At 65.7% G+C, this 9,630-nt stretch carries 8 protein-coding genes and 1 pseudogene; 3 read left to right on the top strand and 6 right to left on the bottom strand.

Annotated features, from left to right (window positions below):
- The 6 genes from tnpB to D7X99_RS44780 form a co-directional block, all read right to left on the bottom strand.
- Nucleotides 1-95: IS66 family insertion sequence element accessory protein TnpB (tnpB, locus tag D7X99_RS44785; RefSeq protein WP_368667840.1), on the bottom strand; the 95-nt coding region annotated here is incomplete at its 3' end.
- A 34-nt stretch (nucleotides 96-129) separates the two neighbouring features.
- Complete coding sequence (locus D7X99_RS40320) at nucleotides 130-444, bottom strand: hypothetical protein (RefSeq protein ID WP_121782378.1); 315 nt, start codon at nucleotides 442-444, stop codon at nucleotides 130-132.
- Nucleotides 445-510: 66 nt separating this feature from the next.
- A complete protein-coding gene (locus D7X99_RS40315; protein ID WP_199756426.1) occupies nucleotides 511-669 on the bottom strand; it encodes a hypothetical protein in 159 nt (52 codons plus the stop codon).
- Nucleotides 656-2,245 carry an IS21 family transposase gene (istA, locus tag D7X99_RS40310; protein ID WP_121782377.1) on the bottom strand — a complete coding sequence of 530 codons (1,590 nt, stop codon included), beginning with the start codon at nucleotides 2,243-2,245 and terminating at the stop codon, nucleotides 656-658. The genes D7X99_RS40315 and istA overlap by 14 nt, the downstream gene beginning before the upstream one ends.
- Before the next feature lie 323 nt (nucleotides 2,246-2,568).
- Nucleotides 2,569-5,742: a carboxypeptidase regulatory-like domain-containing protein gene (locus D7X99_RS40305; RefSeq protein WP_158627156.1), complete on the bottom strand. Its 3,174-nt coding sequence runs from the start codon at nucleotides 5,740-5,742 to the stop codon at nucleotides 2,569-2,571.
- 468 nt (nucleotides 5,743-6,210) lie between these two features.
- Complete coding sequence (locus D7X99_RS44780; RefSeq protein WP_121782375.1) at nucleotides 6,211-6,969, bottom strand: UPF0489 family protein; 759 nt, start codon at nucleotides 6,967-6,969, stop codon at nucleotides 6,211-6,213.
- A 159-nt stretch (nucleotides 6,970-7,128) separates the two neighbouring features.
- On the opposite strand from D7X99_RS44780, the pseudogene D7X99_RS44775 reads away from it, so the two are divergent.
- From D7X99_RS44775 to D7X99_RS40290, 3 genes and pseudogenes are all read left to right on the top strand, one after another.
- Nucleotides 7,129-7,356: pseudogene (locus D7X99_RS44775) on the top strand (helix-turn-helix domain-containing protein); the annotation flags it as partial.
- Between the two features lie 7 nt (nucleotides 7,357-7,363).
- Nucleotides 7,364-8,005, top strand: a complete 642-nt coding sequence (locus tag D7X99_RS40295) for an IS630 family transposase (RefSeq protein WP_121782374.1) — start codon at nucleotides 7,364-7,366, stop codon at nucleotides 8,003-8,005.
- Nucleotides 8,006-8,465: 460 nt separating this feature from the next.
- Complete coding sequence (locus tag D7X99_RS40290; RefSeq protein WP_121782373.1) at nucleotides 8,466-9,272, top strand: hypothetical protein; 807 nt, start codon at nucleotides 8,466-8,468, stop codon at nucleotides 9,270-9,272.
- The last annotated feature ends 358 nt before the right edge of the window (nucleotides 9,273-9,630 follow it).

The raw sequence follows: 9,630 nt of genomic DNA, 5'->3' as shown, positions 1-9,630 counted from the left end.
TGCCCCGAGTAGACGTCCTCGCCCCACGCGCCGCGCACCAAGGCCATGAGGCCGTCTATCGACTTGCGCATGTCCACCGGCTCCACCGCCAGCACCACGCGCACCGACGCCGGAAGCGCGAACACCCTCTCACCGCCCCAGTGCCGCGACGAGCCGGGCCACGTACGCCACGTCGGTCCCCACGGCGAAGCGCACCCGCGCCCCGCTCGCGGCCACCACCTCCAACTCGGACGCTGCCTCAGCGGGCGTCGTCGCCACCTGCACCGGCAAGAGTCTCACCGGCTCGCCTCGCGACGGCGCGCTCCGTCGATGCCGGTACACCCACGACTGCAACGTGCTCAGCCGCACGCCCCGCGCCAACGCGAACTCCCGCTGCGTCTGCCCGCTGGCCTCGAACGCTTCTGCAATCCGCGCCCACTCCGGCTTCTCCACCTGCTTCGACATGCCCGGAAGCGTCCGCCGCGAACCGCTCCCCCGGCAATCCCTCACGGCACGTCATTGGCCGGACGGTTACCGCCGCTCCGCCTCGTCGCCCAGCAGCCGGTAGAGGAATTCGGAGTGGGAGAGGTTGTCATCCACCGCCTGCTGGGTGCGCAGTTGAAGCGACTGGAGGACACCGGACAGGCGCAGCTTCTTGAGCATGGGGACGAGCGCGTCAGTGGGACTCAATTTCGGACTCCTGGGGCACGGCGGAGGGGTGCAGCAGCTCGGCCACGCTGCGTGCGAAGCGCGGCTGAGGAAGCGAGGGCGACGCCGGGGCCGCGAGCGCCAGGGGCAGCGGCTGCAAGTCCAGGCCCTGGCGCAGCAGATTCTTGATGGCCCGGTAGGTGTAGGCGCCGTAGTAGTGGGCCCTGCGGGCGGCGGCCTGGGCGCGCTCGGGCGGGAAGCCTTCCAGATGGGTGACGATGGCCTGCACCGCCCTCAGCTGCGACAGCACGTCGTCGGAGTCGAAGACGGCGCGCACGCAGGTGAGGACGTCCTCGCCCAGCCTCGCCGCACGCCCCTCCCAGTAGCCGCGGCTGCGGTGGCGCAAGTCCGCGCGGTGCTGGGGCAGGTGCGCCTCGTGGGTGCTGTAGAGGCCACTGCCGCGCCGGGCGTGCGTGGCCACGCGCACGTCGTCCGCGTACGCCTCCAGGCTGGCGTCGGTGACGCGCAGCCAGACGTCGCTGCCGACGAGGCGCCAGGGCACCGAGTAGAAGCGCCTGTCGAAGAGGACGTGGCTGTCCTGGTGGACGCGCGTGGCCTTCCAGAGGACGGGCGTGAAACGCTTCGCGGGCAGGGGCCGCAGGGCAGGCGCCTCCTCCTCGCGGAAGACGTCTACCGGGCGCCGCCCTGTCGTCCCGTGTCGTCGCACGTTGGCCACCTCCGCCAGCCAGCGCTTCAAGTCCGCGCGCACGACGTCGGCGTCCTGCCCCTCGCGGCCCTTGAAGAAGTTGGACTGGACGTACTTGACGCCCGCTTCCACCTTCCCCTTCTTCTGGGGCGCGTACGGCGGCGTCGGGTCCACCTTGAAGCCATGGTGCCGCGCCACCTCCCGGTAGCCTCGGTTGAGGGCGGACGGCTCGTCCGGGGTGAAAGCCGCGCGCAGCACGGCGGCATTCAAGTTGTCCGGCACCACCGTCTCCACCACGCCGCCCAGCTGCTCGAAGGCCTCCACGTGCAGCCGCAGCCACGTCGGTAGCGACTGCTCGAAGACGACGTCCGCCACCAGGTAGCGGCTGTGCGCCAGCACCAGGACGAATACCCAGGCCTTCCTCGGCACCCTCTGCTTCGGGCACAGCAGCTTCCCCACGTAGCCGAAGTCCACCTGCGCCACCTCGCCCGCCGCGGTGACGACGGGGATGGCGACGTCCTGCGCCCTCACGCCCCGCGCCTTGCGCAACTGCCGCACCATCCGCTTCACCGCCGAGTCGCTGGCGCTGAAGCCCTCCACCTCCAGCCGCAGCCTGTCGTGGATGGCGCGCGCGCCCAGCCCCTGGGCAAGCCACGCCTCCACGCGCGGCTGCCACTCCACCAGCGACGACGTCTGCTGGGCCGGCACCCTCGGCGGCCGGTGCTCCAGCACCAGCAGCTTGAGCGCCTCCAACTCGGGCACCTCCTCCGGGCGCCCCTCCAGCATCCCCGCCCTCGTGAGCGCCGCGCGGTACGCCCGCTCCGTATTCGGGCCCATCCTCAAAAGCCGGGCCACTTCGCGCGCACCCGTCCCCATCCGGTGCAGCCGCACCAGCTCCCTCAGCCTGTCCATGTCGACTCTCCGGTAACTCATCCGCGCGCGCCCCTCCGCACTCCGCTCCGGCGGTGCTCGGTGGGGCGTGAGGATGCATGGGATGACTGGCCAAGTAGGCACTCAGCCCACCCACTGGCCACGTTTCTTCTGACGGCCTCCGCCCTGAACGGACCGCCTCCGCCAATTCTCAGGCGGGCGATCCGCTTGGCCGACCCGGAGGCGATCCGCTTGGCCGACCCCGCTACGAACAGCTTGGCCGACCCGACTGCGATCCGCTTGGCCGACCCGACTGCGATCCATTACCCCGGCCCGTTACACTTCTACAATGCTGCGTGAAGAGCTCACTCCTTCCCGTCGTCCGCCTCGCCCACCGGGACGTTCGCCCACTTCATATCCAGTGTGCGGTCAACCTCGCCCCGGTCCGGCAACGTCACCTCCTGGCGCAGCGTCCGGACGACACTCCCCCTCGGCTCGAAGATGAAGAAGGTATAGGTCCCGCGCTTCAGGGATTTGTAAACCCAGGTGCGCTCGTCACCGTCAGGGAGGAATTGAAGGTCCATGAGGATGCGCTGCCGTTCGGCTTCGCTCCTCGGCATGGGCACCTTCCCCGGCACCAGCGCCGTCTCGATGCCCTCCAGGTCGATGGGCGCATGCAGGCGCAGCGTCACCCTCATCCTATTCACGAAGTCCAACGTCACCTTCCCGCCCGGTGGGAGTGTGACAGTCTGAGGCTCGACTTCGAATGGCGGCGCCCTGTCGCTCGATGATTGGACGGAGACTTCATAGGTGCCAGCGGGAAAGTCCGAGCGGGAGAAATGCTCCCCCTCCAACTGGATGCCATCCGTGAAGGGCTCCCCCTCGCGAGACAGGACCATCCGGAGCAGGCGGGTATGCACGCCACGCAGCGTGCCCTGCACCGTGGCCCCGGGCTTGAGCTGCACGGCGATGTCCTGCCCGGAGAGGAGCACACGCGCCTGCACGAACCGGGGATGCGTCACGAGCAGCGTCTTGGGGAGTGCCCCCACACTCGGCAGGGTGAAGGTCCCATCCACCGCAGTACGCACCCCGCCCTCTGTCTCGGACGTGTCCACCCACTCCGTCCACCCCTGGGCGGTGTCGGGAATGCCCTCTACCTGCACTAGCGCGCCGGCGACGGCAGCCCCCGTCACGCCGTTGGTGACTCGTCCTTTCACCACCCCGCCCCGGTCAGCGACCACCGCTCCCAGGTCCACGTCTTCCCCCTTGCCTGCCGTCACCTCGCGCGACACCGGCGCAAGCCCTGCCGCCTTGAACACGAGCAGGGACGTCGACGACGCATGCCTCGTCGAGAGGTAGAAGGCGCCTTCGAAGTCCTCGACCGTCTCACCGTTCAGTGTGTAGCGGGGGATGGGAGAACCATCCTCGCGGGTGAGCCGCCCGCGGATGCCAGGCGCGCGACGCAGCACCAGGCGCACGTCCGAGCGTCCCGCCTGCACGACAACGGCGTCCCCGCGCTCATCCACCGAAACCCCGGTACTGGCCTGGGCGTCCAACGTGTAGCCCTGCCCCACGGTGAGGTGGTGAGGCCCGGCGTCCAGGTGGGGCACCTCGAAACGCCCCCCCTCTACAACCCAGGCGTCTGAGGCGGCCCTGCGTGAAGGACACGATGCGGAGCCTCGTCCCTCACGCCCCTTCGCCGCGCCTGCTTGCTCCAGACCCACCTGCATCCCGACCAGAGGCCTTCCCGCGGCGTCCACCACCTGGCCCGAGACGCGCAGCCCCTCGTCGAGCCGCAAAGCCTCCAGCTTCACCTCCGTACCGATGACCTCCACGTCCCTCGCCACGCACCGCTTCTCGAAGCCCCCCCAGTACTCCGCCTGGAGCCGGTACTTCCCAGGGGGCGGTCCCCTCAAGGCGAAGGAGCCCTGCGCATCGGTCGTCGTGGCCAACTCGGGCATGGAATCCGTCGAGCCAGGGGCCGGCTCCAAAGTCACGCGGAAGCCCCGCGCGGGCACGCCCTCCGAGTTCGTCACCCCGCCGCTCACGCTCGCGCCCTCGCCGAGGGTGATTCGCAAGTCCGAACTCGGCGACGTCACGGGCAGGAAGACGTCCTGGAAGCCCTCCCGCTGGACTCTCATGAACCAGGGGCCCACCTTCGTGGCGTTGAGCGCGAAGGTCCCATCCTGACGAGACTGCGCGAAGCCCCCCGACTCCAACCCCAAATCCCCGGGAGGACCCAGGCCGCGGAGGTCCGAGGGCTTCATGTCCCCCTTCCTCGACCACAGGTCGAGTCTCACCCTGCCCACCGGCTGGCTCTCCGTATCCACCACCGTCCCCCGTACCACCGCCGCATCGCGCAGCACGAAGCTCTTGCGCTTCGTGCCGTCCACTCGAATCCACGTGCCCCATTCCCCCAGGAAGCCGTCGGCGAGGACCTGGACCTGGTAGCGGCCTGGCACCAGGGGGCCCAATTCATACGTACCGTCGTCCGCGGACGTCGCCTTCCGCCTCGCAGTCCATGCGGGCCCGAACTCCCCGCGCCCCCCAGTCCGCGCGTACACAGTCGCACCGGGAATGGGCTTCCCCCGGGCGTCCGTCACACGGCCCCGCTGCCGCACGCCCGTCCCCAACACAAGCTCGACGGCTGGAAGCTCCTCGTCCTCGCGCACCGCCACCTCCGCGAGGGCGTGCTGTCCCTGGTGGTTCGCAGCGAAGACGTGAAGCCCCGAATGCACGCCCTCGAAGGCAAAGCGCCCGGCCTCATCCGTCGTCGTCTCCCTCGGGGGAAACAGGCCATGGAGCGACACCCGGGCCCCCGCCACTGGCTTCGTCCCTTGCAGCAGGCGCCCGGGCAGCATCCGGGAGCGCGCCATCGTCACATCCAGAGGCGGGTAGGCCACGCCCTGGAGTTCCTCGAGCCTGCTGAGGAGCCCCTCCCGCTGGAAGAGGACGACGTACTCGCCAGGCGGAAGCGACGAGAGCTCGAACCGGCCCGTCGCGTCCGTGCGCGTCTCGAAGTAGCGCCGGTGCGTCACGTGCATCGCCGTCACCAGGACGTCTGCGGCGCGCTGGCCGCTATCGTCGCGCACCTGGCCCCGCAGCGAGCGCGGCTCTGCCAGCCGCACTTCCGCCTCCCGCATCCCCGCGACGACGCCCTCTCGCAGCCCCGCGCCCGAGGGACTCTCAACCCACACCGTGAAAGTCCCAGCCCCCACCCCCGTCAGCGTGAAGCGCCCCTCGCTGTCCGTGGAGGCGCGCACCAGGACACGTTCCTCATCGAACCGCTCCGCTCGCCACGACTCCAGGGTGAACAACGTCGCCCGGCACAGGGGCGACAGGAGCCCGTACTCCTCCCAGTCCTCGCGGGAAGGACACGGAATCATCTCCAGCGGCTTCGGTGGCTGAGCAAGCGTCGCCAGCACCACGGCATTCGCGACGGGCCCCTGCGGCCCCAACACCCTTCCTCGCACAGCATGCGGATCGCCCGCGGACATGCTGGAGCCCGGCACCTCGGTGCCGATGCTCTCGGCCACCATGCCGGCAACCCCGTCGCTCCGTGCCAGAACGGGTTTCTCCTGCGGAGTCGAGCACCCGAGAAACCATACGAGCACGCACGACGTCAGCGTTCCTCCGAGTCCAAGCCGCATCGCCTCGCCTTTCCACGATGAACTCGATGGAGCATATCAACACATCGAGCCACTCCCAGTCATATTCCCCAAGTCAGCCACTGCGTCATGGGCGGCAAGGCCAGTCAGGCAGTGCGTCAATGTCACCTCGCACTTTCGTGGGCGCAATCCGCCGCAGCACGGCGGACAGCACCACCTAACAGATACATCTCGTCTACTGGCGAGTGCCCAACCTGGCCCAATGGCCTGCCCAGCAAATCGACAGACGAGCCTTGGGCCGCACCAGTCCACTCATCGCTTCGGCGTCGCCAACCAGCATATCGGCCTATACATCTGAGGTAGCGATCCAGCAACACAGACTCGGCACGACCGAACACTTCATCCAAAGTCGATGTAATCGGCAAAGATTGAAATCAAGGCGTCCGAAGTCTCCGGCGTGTAGCCAGGAGACTGGCACAAGAACGCCCTATCAAATGGAGCTGACGTCTTCCACCGATCTCCTCTGCTGGCCGTAAAAGGAACTGGAGGCTCAACACTCACTGGTCGAGTGCGCCTCAAATACCCATGAAAGCTCTCGCCAAACACGAGGCTTTCGAGTTCATTCTGCGCATAGCACCTAAGTTCAAGACAACCACTCTCGAGCCGAAAATCGCGAAACAGCAAGGGCGGCAAGTCTTTGCAGCCCTTGGGAGGGTGAACGTATTCGACGCTTCCAATCCAGCGACAGGCCACTGCATACGCGAGATAGCTTCCCAAACCGAGGCGATGCGGACCACGTTCCGCCTTGCAGCGTTCGTCAACAGGACGGTGGAGCACATCCCCCATGATGTGCTGCCAACTGGCGTCACCGAGACCAAGGTCGGCATGGGCATCAACATGCACGAGTTCGAGCGGAAAGAGAGTCTCGTCCTGGCGTTTCAGCTCTTCCCAGCAGTCGAACGCGGCATCGTGGTCGACAGCATACCGACCGGGGATCTTTGACTTCCGATCCAGGCCACAGCGCCCCTCCAAGAACTCGCGAACTCTGCGTTTTGTCCAGGGTCTATAGCCCTCGCTCGAGAGTCGCCCCCCTTCCGGGCTGTGCGCAATTCGGTCTAGAAAAAAGTCCAAATCGATGTTCAAGAATCGGCTCGGCATACTCGCTCCGCAATCCGGACCAAGACAACGTTCAAACTCACAGAACGGCAGGAATCATGCAACACAGAAACCACCTCGCCCCAGTACCAACGTCTACAACGGTGCTCACGAACGTGGATCGAGGCAGGCGCAGGGCGTAGCCCTCGGTAGGCCCAGCCCATGAGCGACGAGCAAGTAGGGGTCGCGACGGTTGATCGCCTCATTGGCCGCTGGAAACGAACCGGCTCCCTCGTGCCAAAGCGCCCGGGCCCTCGCCCCTTCTTCCGCATTCCTGATTCGCAACTGGGCAAGGTGAAGCGGCTGCTGGATGCCGCGCCCGACAGCACGACCCAGGAAATCGCGAATGCTTACGTCAAGCAAATGGGTGTGGGAGTGAGCCGCGCCACCATGGGACGTGCCTTTCGCCGATTGGGCTACACACGCAAAAAAGTCACTCCTCGCCTCCGAGCGGCGGCTGGGGAAGAATCGCCGCGCCCGCAGGCGGTATTTGGCTACGGCCGCCGAACTGAAGCCCGCGAGCCTCCACTTCATCGACGAGACTGCCGCGACCCTCACCATGACGCGTCGGTATGGGCGTGCTCGACGAGGGCTGTGCGCTCGCGGCTACGTGCCCCTGGGCCGTCGTCAACAAGTCACGATGATAGGAGACCTGACGCTCCAAGGCGTGGGGCCGGTACTGACTTTCGAGAGCGCTACCAACAGCGACCGTTTCGAAACCTACGTTCGTGAGGGGCTGCTACCCATCCTCAAGCCTCACGACGTGGTTGTCATGGATGACCTCAGCGCCCATCACCGACCGGCTGTCGAGCAACTCATTCGTAGTCGCAAGGCAAGTCTTCTCTTCCTGCCTCCCTACAGCCCAAAGCTCAACCCCATCGAGTCGTGCTGGTTGAAGGTAACGACGCACATGCAGGCCATCGGCGCACGCACGCATGTGGCCCTCCGTGAAGCGATGCGAGAGGCACTCGCAACCGTGCGTCCACAGGATGCAGTTGCTTGGTTCGCCTACTGCGGCTACCCGCCTCAACCGCCGTGATCACCGTTGTAGGCTTCTCGGCGTACCGATAGGACTCTCTTGGTGCTGCGCACGGGGATGCAGTGGGGCAAGGTTCGTGGGAGATCTCCATCGAACGCGTGCACCTGGAACCGTGCGCCGTCCCAGACGTAGAGCTCACGCGTCGAGCACGCGTACAGCCGGTCGCGGAACCACGCCAGACTGCAGAGCTCGTGCGGGAGATCCAGGTCGAGCTGCGCGCCGTCGGCCGCTGGGAACTGCGCGTAAAGGCGGACGGCGAACTCTCCCTCTGGACCGAGGCTCGCGGACCGTCGCGCTGAGCCAGCTCACCCAGCACGCATTCGCCGATCCTCTCCGTCAACGTCGCTCCCGAAGAGCCAGTGCTCGTTGTTCCGGTGAGCCCACTCCAGCACTCCCTGGGTGATTTCGGACCATTGGGATGTCGCTATCAACCTCGCAATCGAGACGCCGTGTACTCGGAATGGGCGCCTCCGTTGACGCGACGGAAGCCATTGTGAAGAATGCACACCTGGAGCACGTCACGCTGTTGCGACAGTTGGGGGAACTCATGGGTGCGATTCGCAAGGTATTGGAGAGCTTTGATGGCTCTGATGAAACTGTGCAGATGCAGAGAGAGCTTGTGGAGAACCTGGCAAAGCTTGCTGAGGCCAAGGCCGAGTTCTTCGAACTCCAGATAGCCACGAACCTTCAGACGGCAGGGAGCACGGACAATCGGACGGTGCCGGTGGAGGCGGTCCTCGATTCAGCCACCGAGACACATGCCTTGACCTCAGAGTCGCTCAATGCGATTGGCGACACCGTGAGCAAGTCGCTGAAGAGTTTCTTGAGCGGCAGCAAGGACGACATTCTGAAGGGAGTTGGCTCACTCATCAGTGATGCATTGACTATATTTCTTGGTGGTGGCTCTGCGGGCATGGACACCCTCAAGAGGTATTATGTGATGACCGAGGGGCTGTCGATTGTGCGTGTCGACTTGATGGCGTGGTTTCTCAATGTCGAGGCACAGGGGCTTAAAACGAAAGTGGAGAAGGTAAGTGCGTTCTCCGTTGTGAAGTCGGCGGTTGATTTGTCCAGGGTCAAGTTCAATACGTTCCTGAATCTCTACTCGTCGCAGTTGACGAAAATGAATATGGATAACGAGCGTATTGAGGTCGCCCTCGCAGAGGCGGAAAAAATCTACAGGCGGTTCCTGGAGATGCCGACTCTAGCGGTCAATGAGGGCCAGGAACCTCGCGATTCGCAAGTTTCAAGGCTGCCGGGCCGGTAGCCGAGAGCCCCGAGAGATTTGGCGCTGGCCGTAGGCTGCCGCGTCTACCGCTGCGCCACCTGCGAGGCCTGGCTGGATGCGGCCGGCTGTGCCTACCCAAGATTCGATCGCTGCGTCATGAGTGCGTCAAAGCTGCGTCACAACGCGCGTCATGACGTGAGCGATGCGCATGACGAGCCGCTGGGTCCTCTCTTCCATTTGGTAGAGGTCGGAATCACACCCGGTTCGGACCTGAAGCATCCCCTCATCTGAATCAGATAAGTCCGAAGGCCTCTCGGAAGACAGCGTGCTCGCGGACGAGTTGCCCGAATCGCTCCACCAACGGGCGGAGTCGTTCATCGCTCATGCGCGGCATGGC

It is taken from the genome of Corallococcus sp. AB032C, from assembly GCF_003668935.1.
Taxonomy (GTDB): domain Bacteria; phylum Myxococcota; class Myxococcia; order Myxococcales; family Myxococcaceae; genus Corallococcus; species Corallococcus exiguus.
Note: the sequence above shows the minus strand (reverse complement) of the source record. Positions and strands in the feature narration are given on the sequence as shown.